Origin of the sequence: Pasteurella sp. XG20 (assembly GCF_018968665.1) — a bacterium.
Classification (GTDB): Bacteria; Pseudomonadota; Gammaproteobacteria; order Enterobacterales; family Pasteurellaceae; genus Pasteurella; species Pasteurella multocida.
Genome location: NZ_CP076656.1, coordinates 812,581 through 831,088, shown reverse-complemented (window position 1 = coordinate 831,088; position 18,508 = coordinate 812,581). Strand labels below are relative to the sequence as shown.

Sequence of the window (18,508 nt, the reverse complement as noted above, 5' to 3'; positions counted from 1 at the left end):
CTAATAAAATGAAATGAATACTTATTCAGCTGGACGTTTTGCCAGCTCCTCATCACGTAAAACACGGCGTAAAATTTTGCCCACATTACTTTTCGGCAATTCCTCACGAAATTCAATTTCTTTTGGAATTTTATAGCCGGTTAAATGGACACGACAGTGTTTACGTAATTCATCACGGGTCAGGCTTTCGTCTTTTTTCACGACAAAAATCTTAATCGTTTCACCTGATACTTCATTCGGCACACCAATGGCGACCACTTCAGCGACTTTGTCATTTAACATGACCACATCTTCGATCTCATTTGGATAGACATTAAACCCTGAAACTAAGATCATATCTTTTTTACGATCGACTATCCGTAAATAATGATCTTTATCCATGATAACCACATCACCTGTTGCCATCCAACCATCCATCAGGACCTCTGCCGTAGCCTCTGGACGTTGCCAATAGCCTTGCATGACTTGCTCACCTTTAACCCAAAGCTCGCCCGGTTCACCCAATTCGGCTTCGTGACCATCTTCTTTGATAATACGCACATCGGTATTAGGTACCGGCACACCAATGCTTCCATTATGTTTCACCATATTAATTGGACAAGCTGCAATCAATGGAGAACATTCGGTCATGCCATAACCCTCGATAATATTACAGCCAGTGGTGTCATGCCAGCGTGTTGCTACCGATTGTTGAATCGACATCCCACCGCCTACGGTAAGTTTTAAAGCAGTAAAATCCACCTCTTTAAAATTCTCATTATTTAACAAAGCATTGAATAAAGTATTGACGCCCGTAATAGCAACAAAGCGGTGTTTTTTCAGCTCTTTTACAAAGCCCTCAATGTCACGTGGATTGGTAATTAATACCCCTGTAATCCCCAGTTCAACAAACAGTAAACAGTTTACAGTTAAGGCAAACACATGATAAAGCGGTAACGCAATGATGGCTTTACGCTCTTTTGTACGATCACCGACAAACGGTTCGGCAATCCAGTTGGCCTGGAATAAATTGACGATGATATTGCCGTGTGACAACATCGCCCCTTTTGCGACACCGGTTGTCCCACCAGTATATTGTAAAAAGGCTAAATCTTTACGCTCCATTTGTGGGCGAACATATTGACGATATTTTCCAATACTCAACACTTCACGAAAAGTCACTGCATTCGGTAATTTATATTTAGGCACCAATTTTTTGATGTATTTCACTACAAAATTGACTAATGTGCGTTTACCAAAGGAAAGTTGATCGCCCATACGAGTTAAAATCACATGTTTGACATCCGTATTAAACACCACTTTTTCGAGCGTAGATGCAAAATTAGAAACCACAACAATCGCCGTGGCGCCACTGTCTTTTAACTGGTGTTCTAATTCACGTGGAGTATAAAGCGGATTGACATTCACCACCACCATCCCGGCGCGTAAAATACCGAAGAGCGCAATCGGATATTGCAATAGATTTGGCATCATCAACGCGACACGATCTCCACGTTTAAGCTTTAATTCATTTTGTAAATACGCGGCAAAAGCCCGGCTACGTTCTTCTAATTTTCGAAAGGTTAAAATTTGCCCCATATTGACATAAGCTGCACGGTCAGGATGTGTCTGTACAGCATTATCAAACATATCCAACAAAGAATCGTATTTTGATGTATCTAATTCTCGTGGTAAGTGTTCAGGGTAATTTTTAAACCAAGGTTTTTCCATGTGTTATCCTTATTTTTTTAACAAAATTTAGCCAAAATTATAACGTAATCATTACCATTAGGCTAATAACAAATTCATCAATTCCGTTGTCTGTCCAGCAAGAAAATGACTTAACTCATGACTTATTGCAACACATAGCGTAAGTGTGGTTCAGGACGCCAGAATGGGCCCCACCCCATACGGCGACTTTCGCGCCAATCGGCAAGATCTTCTGGCTCATAATAATATTCTGGCACTAATTGCCATAATTTATAATGTGTGACCTGAATAACTGGATAATGATAATCGACCTGATCAATTTTGCCAGTTTCTGGTTTTTTCAAAGTTCCTTTCACTGTAATGAACTGCTCTTTTAAGCGTTCTGGATCAATAAATCCCTCTAGATAGGCAATAAAACGTCCATTGGTTTCTGCTGATAAACTCGGTTTAGCCGACAGGGAAATCAGCGGTAAACTCAAAATTTCCAACTTCATTCGTCCCTGTAATGCTGTGGCAGATAAGATTTTCCCACCCAAACGTGCTTGTTTACATTGGCAAGCATAATCTTCTACCACTAATTTATCGAGAGAGAGCAAACTAACGCCCTCACGTTCAAGCCCTTTCGGGGCAGTAATACACCCCGTTAAAAACAATGTGATCAAAAATGCGGTCAGTTTTCTCATACTTTCCTCCTTAAACAGGTTGGAAAACGGTAGATTTATTCGCGTCCCGGGAGTTTCTTCCACGTGACTTCATTACGTAAATAAACAGGTTCAATCGCTAACGCATTAATAGTTTGCTGTTGTTGCCATTTGAGTAATGAGGGTGCAAGCATATATTGAGCAGAAGGAAGCAGAATGTCTGTTGTCTGCCCTGCGAATAACGTGGCAAGCTGAGGATACGCTGACCAGCCCGTCCCCACCGTCGTCCAATCTCCAGTTAACCCAGCAAGTTCAGTTATCAAACATTCAGGGTTCACCACCTTTTCTTGCCCAATAATTTGCCAATCAATCAACGTGTCTGTCCCCACTTGCTTCGCTTGTGCGATCAATTGTGAAAAATAGACTTCATTCATCCGTGCGTCAATGGCAGCTAGCACGTGTTCAGCGCCGAATTGTTCATAAGCTGCTTGTGCCATCATGGTGAGATTCGAGATAGGAATCACCGGTAAATCCGCTCCTAACGCTAAGCCTTGAGCAATGCCGGCACCCACTCGTACGCCAGTAAAACTGCCGGGTCCCCGTCCAAAAGCCAGCGCATCCACCTGCTTTAATGAAAGACCTGACTGGCATAAAATTTCATCGATCATCGGTAAAATACGTTGTGTATGAGTACGTTGTGCCAGTTCATCTAAATATGTTCTTTCACCTTTATACAGTAACGCTACAGAACAGGCTTCTGTCGAGGTATCTAAAGCTAATAAAGTTAAATTATGCATTCTTGTTATCCATTTTCGCTCTTTGTTAGAAATTGTATCACTTTGTTCATATCTCGGGTACGTTTAGCATTAGGTAAGCTTTTCAGAAAGGTCGCACCATAACTCCGCATGACTAAACGGCTATCACAAATAATCACTACACCGCGATCCGTCACATCACGAATTAAACGCCCTACCCCTTGCTTTAAAGTAATCACTGCTTCGGGGATCTGGATATCCTGAAAAGGATCACCGCCTTGTAAACGACAATCTTCGATACGGGCTTTGAGGAGAGGTTCGTCTGGTGCAGTAAACGGCAGTTTATCAATAATTACTAAAGAAAGTGCGTCGCCTCGCACATCAATCCCTTCCCAGAAGCTTGAAGTAGCAACCAACACCGCTTCTTGTGAAGCAATAAATTGATCTAATAATTTGGTTTTTGAGGTTTCCCCTTGTAATAAAATCCGTAATTCACTCTGTTCACGAAAATACGCTGCTAAGCCACGCATCATGACATACGAGGTACAAAGCACAAAACAACGCCCTTTATTCGCTTCAATTACGGGCAACAGCATCGCACCTAATTGCGTGAGGGTATGTTGTTGATTACTGTTCGGTAAATAGCGGGGGACGCATAACAGCGCTTGTTCAGGATAGTTAAAAGGACTTGGTAGAATTTTCTGCATCGCATTTGTAATACCTAAACGTTGGCAAAAATGGGCAAAATCGCCACCGACTTCTAATGTAGCGGAAGTAAAAATCCACGTACTTTCACGCTTTTGCATTTCTTCGCCAAATTTATCTGCCACCGTCAAAGGCGTAATATGTAAACCAAATTGGCGTCCTATGGCTTCATACCAATAACAATAGCCTGTAATGTTGGTCTCTGCTAAGCGGGCAAGCTGAATTTTTATGGCTTCTAAGCGCTCAAAAATGCTGTCTAAGGTTTGTGAACGCCCTAGCGCTAACTTCACCACCTGTGACATAAAGGCGATCTTTTCTTGCAAATTTTCAAAGCCTTTTCTCACTGCATTTTGAGCCAACCGTTCACGCCAATTACCTCGTGTATTTCCTTCACCTAGCAATAAACGAAAATCTTGGATCGTTTTCAGTAAATTATCAGACGCGGTGCCAAGTTGTGCCATATCTTTGATTTCGGTGCGATACACAATATGAATATCTTTACACAAATCAAACAGCTGACGTGCTGTTAAGGATTGACCAAAATATTGGCTCGCAATATCTGGTAATTGATGTGCTTCATCAAAAATAATCACATCAGCTTGCGGAATGAGTTCTCCAAACCCGGTTTCTTTCACGGCGATATCGGCAAAGAACAAATGGTGATTAACAACCACTAAATCTGCATTTAACGCCCGTTTACGTGCGGATGCCACATAGCAATCATTATAATGCGGACAATCCGTGCCTAAACAACTGTCGGCTGTACTGGTTAATTGCGCTAAAATCGGGCTGTCTTCTGCCAATTCCACGCATTCACTTAAATCCCCTGTTTTAGTCGCATTATTCCATTTACGTACTTTTGATAAATCCACGAGCACGGAACGATCGCCTAATACCCCCTGTGCAATCACTTGATCCAATCGCTCTAGGCATAAATAATTTGCTCGTCCTTTTAATAACGCAATTTTTCCGCTGTAATTAAGGGCTTTTTTTATCGCCGGCAAATCACGTTTAAACAATTGATCCTGTAAATTTTTAGACCCCGTTGACACAATGGTTTTCTTTTTCGCTAATAAAGCAGGCGCTAGATAGGCAAAGGTTTTTCCCGTTCCGGTCCCTGCTTCGACAACTAGTGCTTGTTTATCCTGAATCGCGCTGGCTACCGCTGTCGCCATCTCTCGCTGCTCTGCGCGAGGACGAAAACCTGCAATACTTTGACTTAACGCGCCTTGTTCGGAAAAGACCTTGATTATTTGTTCAATATTCGCCATTATTTTCAGAATCAATTACAAAATTGTGGCATAGTGTACCAGATTTTCCCTTGCCACTAAATAACACACTGAATAAAAAAACAGTATAAAGAGGGCTTATGTATCACGCTATTCAACCAATAATTTTGCAACAGATTTGTCCTGAACTCCGTTTAGTGAAATACAATGCAATTCCAGCCATTAGCTTGCAACATGACATTGGTAACGCGGTGATTGCCTTACAAGGTGCTCAGCTTCTCAGTTGGCAACCGAAAGGCAGTGCACACGATGTGCTATGGCTAAGCGAAATTGAACCTTTCCAATTAGGCAAGGCCATTCGTGGCGGGATTCCACTTTGCTATCCATGGTTTGGACCTGTGAAAACACCTTCTCATGGCACCGCACGTATCCGCTTATGGCACTTAATCGACTATGTTATTTCAACTGATAAAGTGCGGTTAGTTTTTGGTTTATTTACTGAAGATCATCTCATTGAAGCCAAAGTCAGCATGGATTTTGCTCAAGATTGCCAAGTAAGCTTGACCCATTATGGACAAGAAGACGCGCAAGTGGCATTACACAGCTATTTTCACGTCGGCGATATTGAACAAATAGAAATACAAGGCTTACCGACTCACTGTGTCAGTAATCTGACGAAACAGCATGAAAATGTGCCTTCTCCCCGCCAAATTCAGCAAAATGTGGACTGTACCTATCACATCACAAATGCGAAAACGAGCATCGTTGACCCCGTTTTACAACGCGAGATTTCTCTTGAACATCAACAGGCTAGCGAGGTCGTGCTATGGAATCCATGGCACAAAGAAACCAGTGGCATGAGTGAGTTCGGCTATCAAACTATGGTATGCGTAGAAACAGCACGTATTACACAGCAACTCAAACAGGGCGAAGAAATAGCCGTTCGTATCACGTTAAAATAGCGCAGGACAAAAGTGCGGTGCGTTTTTAAGAAATTTGCTAGAGGCGAATCAATCGCCTCTTTATTTATGTTTAGATCCAGCCTAGTTGCGTCAACACTAATAGACCTAAAGAAGAAATCAAGATCGCGCCTAACGTAGTAAGTGCAATAATGTTCGCAGCACTCACCCCATTACCGCCCATTCCTCGTACCATCGCATAAGCAATCGTCGCCATTGGTGTCGCCGCCATTAAAAATAAAATCCCCATATTCATGCCAGATAAACCAAACAGTTTACCCACAAACACCATCACAACAGGCGCAATCAGTACACGCCCTATACTGCCCCAAATCACCACGCGCGAATCTTTTCTCATGCCTTTAAATTGTATGCTCGCGCCGGTACAAATAAGAGCAAGCGGTAACGTCATGCTAGCCAGATAATTGCCTGTAGTTTGCAATGTTTTTGGAAAAGTTAATTCAAGATGATTCACTACATAGCCCAATACAATGGCAATGATCAATGGATTTCTCAGTACATTGTTTAACACACGCCACAAACTGACATTGCCTTGTGCAAAAGCGCGACTTAAAGTAATCACTCCGAGGACATTAAATAAAAAAATGGTCGCGGCAGCATAAATCGACGCGGGGGCTAAACCGGCTTCACCATAGGCATTAATACATAATGCCAAGCCTAAGATCCCATTATTACCGCGATAAACAGCTTGCACAAAAGTACCACGTTCCGTCTTTTCCGCAATATATTTGCCGGCGACTAACTCTGCTCCCAGAAATAAAAGCAAGGTACCGACTACACTTGCCATAATGGGCAACATTTGGCTACGAAAATCCACCGGATTACTGGTAATATTCAGAAATAGCAGAATCGGTAAGGTGATATTAAAAATAATTCGGGTTGCTTGTCCGGTGAATTTGTCATCTACCATCCGTTGTCTTTTCAAGATGACCCCAAGTAATAGCATCAAAACAGTGGGTAACGTGACACTCATCGAGAACAAAAAAGAAGACAACAAATTCGTATTCTGCATACTTGTTCTACCTCTATTTCATCAAATAACTTTCGCTAACGCGTATTTACGGTTAAAATTGGGCAATTCATTTTGGTCGTTTTTTAAATTTCAGAAAAACTGACCGTACTTTCTCAAATTAGGATGCATTATGTCGATTACATTATCTACCAAACAAAAACAATTCCTGAAAGGACTTGCACACCATTTAAACCCCGTTGTCATGATTGGCAACAATGGGTTAACAGAAGGCGTATTAGCAGAAATTGACAACGCATTGGCACACCATGAATTAATTAAAGTCAAAATCGCGGGTGCAGATCGTGAAGTAAAACAATTAATTATTGATGCGATTGTGCGTGAGACAAACGCCAGTGCGGTACAAACAATTGGGCACATTCTCGTGCTATATCGTCCAAGTCAAGAACCTCAAATCCAACTACCACGTAAATAATACCACTAAATCTACTACAACATGCTATGACTTCTATGTTGTGGCAAAAATTAAAGGGGATAAGCTCGCTTCATCCCCTTTTTCATGTCCTTATCAAATATGTTTGAATTTCAGCATAAAAGAAAAGGGTATTGTTTATCCCAATACCCTTTATTTATGATTTAAGGCTCAATTACCATTGATAACCGATACTACCACCGAAGTTCACATCACCACGGCTGTTCATACCACCACCAAGTTTGATTGAGATCTTATTGTTATCTGAGTTTCTTGCATAACCAACTGCAATAGCAGATTCACTACGATAAGAACCTACACCAAGAGAAACAATGCTCTTACCTGCTTCATTTGGACGCTGTAAGAACGCGACCGCTGTGGCACCCGCGATACCAGCACGGAGATCTTTATCCACTTTATTGATATGATCACCTAACTTATTAATCGCAGTGGCTTGGTTATTCACTTGTTGTTGAACTTTATGTAACTGGCTACCATTCACAGCTTGTTTACTGGTTGCACTCACTTCACCATCAGCCACACCGTCAATCACGTTGTTACCCATGTTGATTTTCGCGCCTTCTTTCACCGTCAAGTTCTCCGTCACGTTGATACCTTTCACATCAATATTGTCTTTCAATCTGACACGAATTGTATCCCCAGCAACTTCAGTTTCGATGTTCTTATCGTCACCTTTCACTTTCACAGTGGTACCAAGCTTCGCTTTATGTTCAGTACCTTTATCCGCACCAAACACTAAACCGTCGTTCATGGTTGCAACTTGCTCTTCTTCACCATTAGGTTTGGTATAAACGATACGTGTTTTACTATTACCGTCTTTACCATCATTGCCATCTAAGCCTTTCACGCTATCTTTCACGCCAATGATCGCATTTGCATTTTTACCATCAGCTCCCGCAGGACCTGTTAAGCCAATCGTACCAACACCATCTTTACCGCTGATTGCTACCGCATCTTTGCCATCTTTGCCCACAATACTAATGCCATCTTTACCATTAGCACCATCTTTCGCATTGATAACAACTGCGCCTTCACCTGGTTTACCATCTGCACCTTTTGGACCAACAACAACAGAATCTTTTACATTAATGTTATCTGCTAGACCAAATGTGACATTATGGCTATCCGCAGTGTTTGTCTTGCTGATCACGATATTGCCATCGGTATTGTTCAGATCCACGGTATTTCTTGGTTTCACATTAGATGAATCTGCACCATTTGCGGTTAAATGCCAGCCTGCTTCAGCTGTTTCTTTAACTGCGTTCAACTGACTACCGTTGACCGCATCTGTGCTATTTGGTGAAATATCGCCATCTGCAACCCCAGTCACTTTCTTATTACCAGCATTAATACCTGCTGTCGTCACTGTCACATCACCTGCTTTTAAGCCTTCGTTAGTGAGTGCAACATTATCACCGACTTTCACACCATCATTGTTCATGACCGTGTTACCGGTTGTGACAGAAGTAAAGTCCACATTATCATTGGTTGCTACAGTGTAAGTGGTGCTACCATCCTGATTTACAGTTGGCGTTACCGTCATATTTTTGCCTGCTTCAACTTTCGTGGTTGCTTTTGCAAGCCCTTCTTTTAATTGGCTCACATTTACAGCATCTTTATCATCAACACCCGCTGTAACATTGGTAATACGACCATCATTGTTGAAAGTCACACCTGGATTACCATCTTTATCCTTGATAGTTAAGCCAGTAGCATTACCATCATTATCAGTTACTGCGGCAATAGACATACCATCTTTACCGTCTTTCGCAAACTTAACAGCGGCATCCTCACCATCCTTACCATTGACAACAAGACCGGAGAATGTTGGACGCTCTTTCATTACGATTTCTAAACCAGTGCCTTCCGCATTGGTTTTCACACCTAAATTACTAGAAGAAACTTTCGCATTATCTGCAACAGTTGCTGCATCTAATCCACCTTTAATATCTAATGTTTCATTCAGTTTACGAGTGACTTCTTTACCATCGTTACCGACAAACTTCATACCATCGTTTAAAGTAGCAACTTCTTCTACAACTGGTTTACCTGCATCATCAAGAACAGGGTTGCCGTCTTTATCTTTTGGTGTATAGACAATACGTGTTTTGGTTTCACCCGCTTTACCATCAACGCCTGGTTTACCCTCTTGAACTTTCATATCTGCTGATACTGATTTACCGTCAGCGCCTTTAGGACCAGTTAAACCAATTGAACCATCTTTACCGTTCAAGACAACACTTGCACCGTCTTTACCGTTCACACCTACTTTTCCATCAACGCCATCTTGTCCAGCTTTACCTAATGAAATTTCATTTGCAAGGCTGACTTCAAGTGCTTTCTTACCATCCGCTGTATCAATTACTTTTGTATTGATATTGCTATCACCCGTAATCTGTGCAGCAGTACCTAAGTCTTGCTTGAATTCATTACCTTCCTTATCTTTCAAGCCAAAACCGCCTTTATCAGCAGAGGTAATATCCGTAATTGCATTTTTCAAATCACCTACATTGACGCCATTATTCAGCACATCACCTGTTGCATTCTTAAGTTCAACAGGATTACCATCTTTGCCTTTTAATCCACTATCAACATTGACAATTTGTTTATTACCATTATCTAGACCATTTTCAGTTAATTTAACTGTTGTGTCACCATTAGTAATCGTTAAACCATCTTTATTAATGACAGCACCATCTTTACTTCCATCAGCAGGGTTACCAAATGTTGCACTGTCTAACCCAGCTAACGCTTTCGCCAAGGCAACAGTGATCGTATTACCACTGATTTGAGTCATAATATTCTGACCCTCATCAAACTTCGCCCAATTGGTATTGTCAGCCTTACCTTTCACATCCACACGTGTGTTGAGTTTCGCATTATGTACTGCCCCATCATTCGCACCGAATTTTAAGCCGTCATTCAGTGTAGCTAATTGTTCAGTCACAGTTGTTCCATTTGGACCTGCGATATCATAAGTAATACGTGTTTTCTTATTCTGATTTGGGTTAGCTGGATCATCAGATGTTTCTACTAAACCAGAATTTCCTTCAGCTACTTTAATTTTTGCTGTTGGTGCTGTTCCACCTTGTGTAACAGGCTGACCCGTTAACGAGATAGCGCCTTCGCTACCATCAACTACAACACGATCTGTACCTTTATCATCTTTTAAGGTGATCTTACCTGCCTCACCATTTGCGTTAGGTACATTAGCCTCAGGACCTTTACCTAAAGTTAATTGGTTAGCTAAGCTGACTTCAAGCGCTTTACCACCATTTTGACCATCAACTACTTTGGTATTCACATTTGAATCACCAGTAATTTGCGCAGTTTCACCTAAGTTTTGTTTAAAGGTATTGCCCGCCTTATCTTTTAAGCCGAAACCACCTAATGGGTTAGTACCATTAGTAATATTATTAATAGCTGTTTTTAAGTCGCCTACATTGACACCATTAGTTTGGACAGCATCATCTAAAGAGGTTGTTGCAGTACCATTAGTTGTGGTTAAACCACTGGCAACATTCTTGATTTGCTTGTTACCATTGTCTAAACCATCATCAGTTAAGCTGACTGTATTATCACCTTGAGTAATAGTTAAGCCATCTTTATTGATAACTGTACTATCTTTAGGATTACTAGCAGGATCACCAAAGGTTGCACTAGTTAAGCCTGATAATGCTTTGGCTAACGCAACTGTAATAGTATTCCCTTCGACGCGAGTCATAATATTCTGGCCTTTATCGAAGTTATCCCATACTGTATTTGCCGTAGCTCCCTTCACATCTACTTGTGTATTTAATTTTGCATTGTGAACATCACCAGCATTCGCACCAAATTTTAAACCATCGTTTAAAGTCGCAACTTCTTCATTACCATAAGCAATACGTGGTTTAGTTGTATTGGCAGTACCATCTACAGCAGGAGATCCATTTTTAACAGTAATCGTTGCTTGTGCACCATCAGCACCAGTCAAGCCCACTGATCCATTTGCGCCATCAAGTACGACTTTGTCTGTACCTGCTTGATTTTTTAGTGTTAACTTACCATCTGCTGCTGGGTTACCATTCTTAGCCTCTCCACCAAGTGTAACTTGATTTTCTAAACCAATTTCTAACTTCTTACTACCATCAGCGTCTGTCACGATTTTGGTTTTCACATTATCATCACCAGTAACTTTAATTGCCGTACCTAAAGCTTGTTTAACTGTTTGGCCATCTTCACCAGTTAAGCCAAAGCCTTCTGCTTTAAGATCGTTTAACTGTTTTACGTTCACCGCATCAGTCTCATTCTGACCAGCTGCAACATTAGTAATTTTATTACCGCCGTTGTTTAAACCACCTTCGGTTAAGCTTACTGTGTTAGCACCATTGGTAATGGTCATACCGTCTTTATTGATAGTTGTTTTATCTGTTCCAGTACCAAATGTTGCATCTTTCAAGTTAGAAAGTGTTTTCGCTAATCTTACTTCTAACGTGTGATCACCGTTAGCAATGACACCGATATTTTTATCTGCGATAGTTGTAAGTTTATTTCCATCATTCTCACCACCAACAACTTTCATACCTTGGTTTGAACTGCGCGAAATCACTGTCACATCAGTACCAGGTTTGCCATTTGGATTACTTAATGTCGAGTTATCACCCGCAAAACGCAATGGACGAGTCAACGCAAATAACTGGCTACCATTGATTGCATCGGTACTCGCTTCTGTCACTAAACCAGAAGCCACATTTTGTACACGACGCTCTTTACCAACCGCACCAACAGTGACCACACCAACTGGCTGCGAACCAGCAAAGGTATAACCTGATTTATTTAACCCATTTGCCATATCAGCATAAGAATTCATACTAGAAGTCGAATTACCCGTTGTATAAGCAGAATCGGCACCTAAATACACAGAATTTTCTAATGTTGCAGTGACATTATTACCTAAAACAAAATAATTTTTCCCTTTTGTATTTAAGGTGTTATTCGCTCCAATAACCGATGAGTCAGTTAATGTAAATTCTTCTGTTGAATCAGGATCTGGTAATTGAGCAATATTATTACCGTGACCATAGACAAACAATCCACTTAAATCTTTCGCTAGCTTTTTATCACTGCTGATTTTGTTGTCATAACCCGTTACATAAATGTCTTTTAGATCATTAACTGGCGCAGCTGGTGGTGTGCCAGGTACATGAGGTTTTTCTTCAATTGCACCAATAGTGTTCTTGTTACCGACAATACGCGCATTTTTCTTAGCTTTGATTTCATTACTATTACCGAAAATACCACTTTCATTAGCAGTTAATGTACTGTTGGTATTACCTAAAGAATAAGTACCTTCACCATTGATTACTGTCGCCTTCGCATTACCTAATTCACCTGCATAACCAATACTACCTGAATTTTGTCCACTCACTACTTGATTAGTACCAAAAGCAATAGAATTTAAACCTTTTGCATGTGATTTTGTACCAAGTGCATAAGCATTCTGACCTTCAGATTTCGATTCAGTACCAATTGCAGTAGAAGATTCAGCGCCTGATAATGCCTGACTACCAAACGCATTGCCTTTTACTGAGTTAGCGACTGCACGATCACCGATTGCATTTGCTTTTTCTGCTGAAGACACTGCGTTATAACCAATAGCGATCGCTCTATCTACATTTGCACCAGGATTTTTATCAGAGGTTGCAGCTAAACTACCAATCGCAATAGAGTTATTACCATCGGTAGTTGTCCCCGCACCAATTGCAATACCATATTTCACATTCTTGGATGGTTTTGTAACTGTAGTTTCGCTTTCTCTTGGTACGCCATCGTCTAATTCAGCGCTACCTTTATAGTACGTCCCTAAACCAATAGAACCTTCGCCATTTACTGTCGTATTGTTACCAATTGCAACGCTGCGCTCTGCTTTTGCAGCAGCATTTTGTCCAATTGCCATTGCTAATTTAGCAGTTGCACCATCATTATCACGGTTACCAGGGACAGGATTTACACCAGTGTCATTCACACTAAAATAATGCGCCTTATTATTCGTCACAATTTGATTTACTTGACCTAAATTCACCGCGTCTGTATCAAGTTCTGCGGGTGCCACATTAGAAATACGAGTTTTTGCTTTTAATGTAATCTTATTTTCTGCTCCTGTTGTTGGAGATGGTGATACTGTATCGTATTTAATTTCAGAAGTGGTTGGCGCATGAGATAATGCATTAAATTGTGCTTGTAAATCACTCGTTACTTTTTCAGTGACTTTTTTTAGTTGCGCTACAGTTGCTGCATCTTGTTCATCCACACCATCAGCAACATTCACAAGACGACGTAAAATATGTTGATCTGCTGCACCATCCTGATGACCAACAGAAACAACTAATGAAGATTGCTTACCAGTTAAATAGCCACTCCCTTCTTTTGCTACAGCACGTGATGTCGCTCCTAACGCCACATTGTTTGAGTCGGCTGTAGAGTTCGCACCAATCGCAACAGATTTATCACCCTCTGCTTTTGAAGTAATACCTACTGCAACCGCATCTAACCCTAAAGCTGTTGCTTCAGCACCTAATGCTGTGGAGCGAGAAGCTGCTTTAGTTTGTGCACCAACTACAGTTGATTTTTGTACAGCAGTCAATTGATCATATTTATTTGCTTCATGACCAATAGAAACGTTAGCACCTGATGTTTCTTCAGAATTTTTTAAATTCGTACCTGCATAAGTACCCAATGCAATATTATGTTTACCAACAACATTTGTTCCAGCATGAGCACCAATACCAATATTTAATTGACCAATAACACCTTCACCAGAGTTCTCCCCAATATTAATTTGAGAGTGTTTAGTCCCTGTTGCATCGGCTTCTTGTCCTTTACCTGCATTTAAGCCAATAGAAATTGTACGTTCTGGATTAGCAATAGCAGATGAGCCAATCGCAATCGTATTACTCTGTAATGTTTGGCTAGTATTGCCGACTGCCACTGAATTTGAGCCATCTGCTTTTGAGGTGTTACCCATTGCAACTGAAGATGTACCTTTTGCCTCAGCAAGTTTACCTAATGCAAGTGCTGCTTCAGCGAGCGCTTTAGAGGTTGTCCCCACTGCTAAAGAGTGTGCGGCTTTAGTTTCTGCACTATCACCAATTGCAATAGATGAATCTGAGTCTTTATTTGTTCTTGCCGCATTCCCCAAAGCAATAGAATTATCACTTGCAATAGCTTGTGCATTTGTACCTAATGCAATATTATTTTTAGCAATTTGTGACTTGGCATCTTTATTTGAGGTGATCGCATTTTTACCAATCGCAATACTTGCTTCACCTCGGCTAACAGCTTTATCACCAATCGCGACAGAACTTTCTCCATCTTTAGGTCCTAGAACATAAGAAGATGCGCCATCATAAACCACATCACCATCTTGTTTAGAACCTACACGAGCATGTTCACCAATCGCGATACCTTTATTTGCAGTTTTAACCGCATAAGCTTTTTTACCAATTGCAATAGATTCTGTTGCATTGGCTGTACTGTCATGACCTAAAGCAACAGCATCAACGCCTTCTGTTTTGGCTTTTGGACCAATAGCAACGGAATCTTGTCCGTCAGCAACTGCATCATCAAGGGTTGATTTAACACGAAAATATTTAATCCCTGTATACGTTGTTGTGCCTTCAGGTACACCTAAAGACGTAACAAGGTCGCTGAGTTTAGTTAGCTCGGATTTATCTGCTTTCTTATTTTCTAAGTTAGTAATTTCAGATTTATCTGCTTTATTATTTTTTAACTCAGTAACTTCAGATTTATCTGCTTTATTATTTTTTAACTCAGTAACTTCAGATTTATCTGCTTTCTTATTTTCTAAGTTAGTAATTTCAGATTTATCTGCTTTATTATTTTTTAACTCAGTAACTTCAGATTTATTTGCTTTTTGATCCACTGTAGCTGTTAATGTTGTCACATCATCTTTCGTTGCAACATTTTTTCCATCAACAGTTAATGTAGTAGCAGAAACATTCCCTACTGTCACCATGTTATTAAATGTAGCTGTATTATTAAATGTAGCTGCGCCAGTAAAAGTAGATGTCCCACTTACCGTTAAATTATCTGCTGCAACATCAGCTGCAAATATCTGTGTTGAGGAAAGTGTAAGAATAGAAAGTAATGCAATCGCACTTAATTTGAATGTAGCAGGGATACTGCTATTCAATTCTGATTGTGGATTGGAAGAAATAGCGCTAAAAGACTTTACTTTACCTTTCGAGGTTGCAAGCTCTGAGACTGCAATAAAAGTATTAGTGACGTGGCTCCATATAACACGGTAAACCTTATTCATAAAATTGCCCCTTGCATAATATAAAATGAATAACTGATTCGATTTAGTTTAAGTTAAATAAAAGAAAACGAACGCATTAAAAACTGTACATTAATTAAATACATAATCTGTCTATTTACTAACAGCCTGATATTTGAGCATTAATTTTAAAATAAGTAAATTGGGTGGATATTGTACAAAGAAGGGAATCTTAATAATTTATTGATTTATAAAGAAAAAACAAAATGTAAAACTAAGTAATACTTCTTGAAATATCTTTACATAAAAACATACTGGTTTAATCAGTTTGGTTTTTATATTATATTTCAATGAGTTACGTTACTTTACAAAGACTAAGGTTATTTATTGTGGATGTAAAAAAGCCTTATTGTCAACAATAAGGCTTTTATTTTTTTATCATTTTTTACTTATTTATATTCGACGTCGAGAATTTCAAATTCCACTTTGCCGCCTGGCGTTTGAATAACAACAACGTCATCCACCTCTTTGCCAATTAACCCTCGCGCAATCGGTGAGTTAACTGAAATTAGCCCTGCTTTAATATTGGCTTCATCATCGCCTACAATTTGGTACGAGACTTCTTCTTCCGTGTCAATATTCAGTAACAAAATTGTGGCACCAAAAATCACTTTGCCATTATTTGGGATCTTTGTGACATCAATAATTTGACTATTCGCTAATTTCCCTTCAATTTCTTGGATTCGTCCTTCACAAAATCCTTGCTGTTCACGCGCAGCATGGTATTCTGCATTTTCTTTTAGATCACCATGTTCACGAGCTTCTGCGATAGCATTAATAATTTCTGGGCGGCGGGTGTTTTTCAAAAAATCGAGTTCTTGTCTTAATTGTTCCGCACCACGTATAGTCATTGGAATCTGTTTCATAATCGTTTTTTCTTCCTTTTTAGATAAAAACAAAACCACAACATTGTAAAAACAATGCCGTAGTTGAATAAAAAAATAAGCGTTTGACGAGAAAAGGATTTACTCTCGAGGGTTCAAATACTATTATTGTTCGACAATAAAAAAATAGCAACTGCTCGAGCCAATTATGTATAAAATATCTTCTTTTTTTACTGCCACGCTTTTACGCCTTTTCAAACGAACGATACTTATATGTAGTTTACTCGTCAGTCATTTCAGTTATGCCGATATCGATCTTGCTGAAATCAACGCTCATTTACCCGAAGGTGCCAGCCTAGGTTTTGTTGCTAAAAACTTAAATCGTAATGAAAAAATTGTAGCGCACCAAGCCAACACCTTTATGTTGCCCGCCAGTACACAAAAAGTACTCACCGCCCTAACCGCCAAACTTGTACTAAGTGACCAATTTCAATTTGAAACCAGTTTATTAACCAATGGAAAAATAAAAAACAATGAAATGCATGGCGATCTTATCGTACGTTTTACTGGTGACCCCGATCTCACCAGTGGTCAACTTTACCAACTTTTCACTCAGTTAAAAAAACAGCGTATCCAAAAAATCAGTGGTGATATTATCTTAGACACCTCAGTATTTAGCAGTCATGATCGTGGTTTAGGTTGGATTTGGAATGATTTAACCATGTGTTTTAACGCGCCTCCCGCTGCGGTGAATATTGATAATAACTGTTTTTATGTTGAGTTAGATGCGAATTATGCACCGGGTGAGCAAGCTAAGATCCATGTTCCTGCGCAATATCCTGTACAGGTTTTTGGTCAAGTCTATATTTCAACGCCTAAAGAGGCCGGGTATTGCCAACTTGATGCAACCGTACTTGATAATAATCGTTACCAGTTAAAAGGATGCTTACCACGCCAAAACAAACCCTTTGGTCTCAGTTTTGCGATCCAAGATCCGAATGCCTATGCTGCAACTATTATTCAGCGACACCTTAAAAAACTAGGAATTGCTTTTAATGGTAAAATCAAACAGCCTTATCAGACACCCAAAGGACAATTATTAGCACAACACCTATCTAAACCCTTACCTGATTTAATCAAAAAAATGATGAAAAAATCAGATAATCAAATTGCCGATGCCTTATTCCGTACTATCGCTTATCAATACTATCAGCGCCCCGCTTCATTTCCTTTGGCTAGCCAAGCAATGCGACAAATTTTACAAACCAAAGCAGGAATTAAATTTGGTCATGCCATTATTGCAGATGGCTCTGGCTTATCACGTCATAATTTACTCTCTGCTGATATTTTATTACAAGCATTAGAATATATTGCAAAACATGAAGCGCAGTTACAGCTCATGGATACCTTTCCAATTGCGGCTGTGGATGGCACATTAACGGGGCGAGGTTCTCTCATTCATGAACCCTTAGCGAAAAATTTAATTGCCAAAACAGGCGCCCTCAAAGGGGTATATAATCTCGCCGGCTTTATGACCAATAAAAAAGGGGAAAAAGTTGCTTTTGTGCAATTTATTAATGGCTATTCTACTGGCGACTTTGAGCGTAAAACAAAACGGGCGCCTTTAGTTCAATTTGAAAGCCAAATCTACAATCGTCTTTATGAGCACTAAATTAAGGCTAAACCATACTGAGGTACTACGCCAACTCACAGCCTGTCTGTGAATCGAAAAGAGAGCACATCGTCTGCGCGCCTTTCTCCTCGTTGTGTATAGTAAGGTGAAGGGGTCTGAGTTTGTGCTGAGCCCGATAAAAAATAACAAAATTTGACCGCACTTTCTGTATACATTGAAGGCATACATGTAAAATTTGATCTACTGCACAAATT

The 18,508-nt window shown here is 40.1% G+C and carries 10 protein-coding genes; 3 read left to right on the top strand and 7 right to left on the bottom strand.

Annotated features, from left to right (window positions below; all coding sequences use genetic code 11):
- Positions 1 to 21 precede the first annotated feature (21 nt).
- From fadD to KPF51_RS03695, 4 genes are all read right to left on the bottom strand, one after another.
- Positions 22 to 1,710, bottom strand: coding sequence for a long-chain-fatty-acid--CoA ligase FadD (fadD, locus tag KPF51_RS03710; protein WP_005726632.1), 1,689 nt, complete (start codon positions 1,708 to 1,710; stop codon positions 22 to 24).
- 122 nt (positions 1,711 to 1,832) lie between these two features.
- Positions 1,833 to 2,372 (bottom strand): Slp family lipoprotein, encoded by a 540-nt coding sequence (locus KPF51_RS03705; protein WP_061406123.1) that lies wholly within the window; start codon positions 2,370 to 2,372, stop codon positions 1,833 to 1,835.
- Between the two features lie 35 nt (positions 2,373 to 2,407).
- The gene (gene tsaB / locus KPF51_RS03700) at positions 2,408 to 3,127 is read right to left on the bottom strand and encodes a tRNA (adenosine(37)-N6)-threonylcarbamoyltransferase complex dimerization subunit type 1 TsaB (protein ID WP_005726634.1); all 720 of its coding nucleotides are present in this window, start codon (positions 3,125 to 3,127) and stop codon (positions 2,408 to 2,410) included.
- Between the two features lie 5 nt (positions 3,128 to 3,132).
- Entirely contained in the window at positions 3,133 to 5,061 is a 1,929-nt protein-coding gene (locus tag KPF51_RS03695; protein ID WP_016533749.1) for an ATP-dependent DNA helicase, read from the bottom strand.
- A 98-nt stretch (positions 5,062 to 5,159) separates the two neighbouring features.
- Between KPF51_RS03695 and KPF51_RS03690 the strand changes: the two genes are divergently transcribed.
- Positions 5,160 to 5,981: a D-hexose-6-phosphate mutarotase gene (locus tag KPF51_RS03690; RefSeq protein WP_061406124.1), complete on the top strand. Its 822-nt coding sequence runs from the start codon at positions 5,160 to 5,162 to the stop codon at positions 5,979 to 5,981.
- Between the two features lie 70 nt (positions 5,982 to 6,051).
- On the opposite strand, the gene KPF51_RS03685 is transcribed toward KPF51_RS03690, so the two are convergent.
- Positions 6,052 to 7,011, bottom strand: a complete 960-nt coding sequence (locus KPF51_RS03685) for an AEC family transporter (RefSeq protein ID WP_061406125.1) — start codon at positions 7,009 to 7,011, stop codon at positions 6,052 to 6,054.
- Positions 7,012 to 7,141: 130 nt separating this feature from the next.
- Between KPF51_RS03685 and yhbY the strand changes: the two genes are divergently transcribed.
- Positions 7,142 to 7,444 carry a ribosome assembly RNA-binding protein YhbY gene (yhbY, locus tag KPF51_RS03680; protein WP_005716283.1) on the top strand — a complete coding sequence of 101 codons (303 nt, stop codon included), beginning with the start codon at positions 7,142 to 7,144 and terminating at the stop codon, positions 7,442 to 7,444.
- A gap of 172 nt (positions 7,445 to 7,616) precedes the next feature.
- Here the strand turns inward: yhbY and KPF51_RS03675 are convergent, their stop codons facing one another.
- Both KPF51_RS03675 and greA read right to left on the bottom strand, forming a co-directional pair.
- Positions 7,617 to 15,779, bottom strand: coding sequence for a YadA-like family protein (locus KPF51_RS03675; protein WP_211599577.1), 8,163 nt, complete (start codon positions 15,777 to 15,779; stop codon positions 7,617 to 7,619).
- A 407-nt stretch (positions 15,780 to 16,186) separates the two neighbouring features.
- A complete protein-coding gene (greA, locus tag KPF51_RS03670) occupies positions 16,187 to 16,663 on the bottom strand; it encodes a transcription elongation factor GreA (protein ID WP_005716336.1) in 477 nt (158 codons plus the stop codon).
- A 166-nt stretch (positions 16,664 to 16,829) separates the two neighbouring features.
- On the opposite strand from greA, the gene dacB reads away from it, so the two are divergent.
- Positions 16,830 to 18,293 (top strand): serine-type D-Ala-D-Ala carboxypeptidase, encoded by a 1,464-nt coding sequence (dacB, locus tag KPF51_RS03665; protein WP_005754132.1) that lies wholly within the window; start codon positions 16,830 to 16,832, stop codon positions 18,291 to 18,293.
- Positions 18,294 to 18,508: the final 215 nt, after the last annotated feature.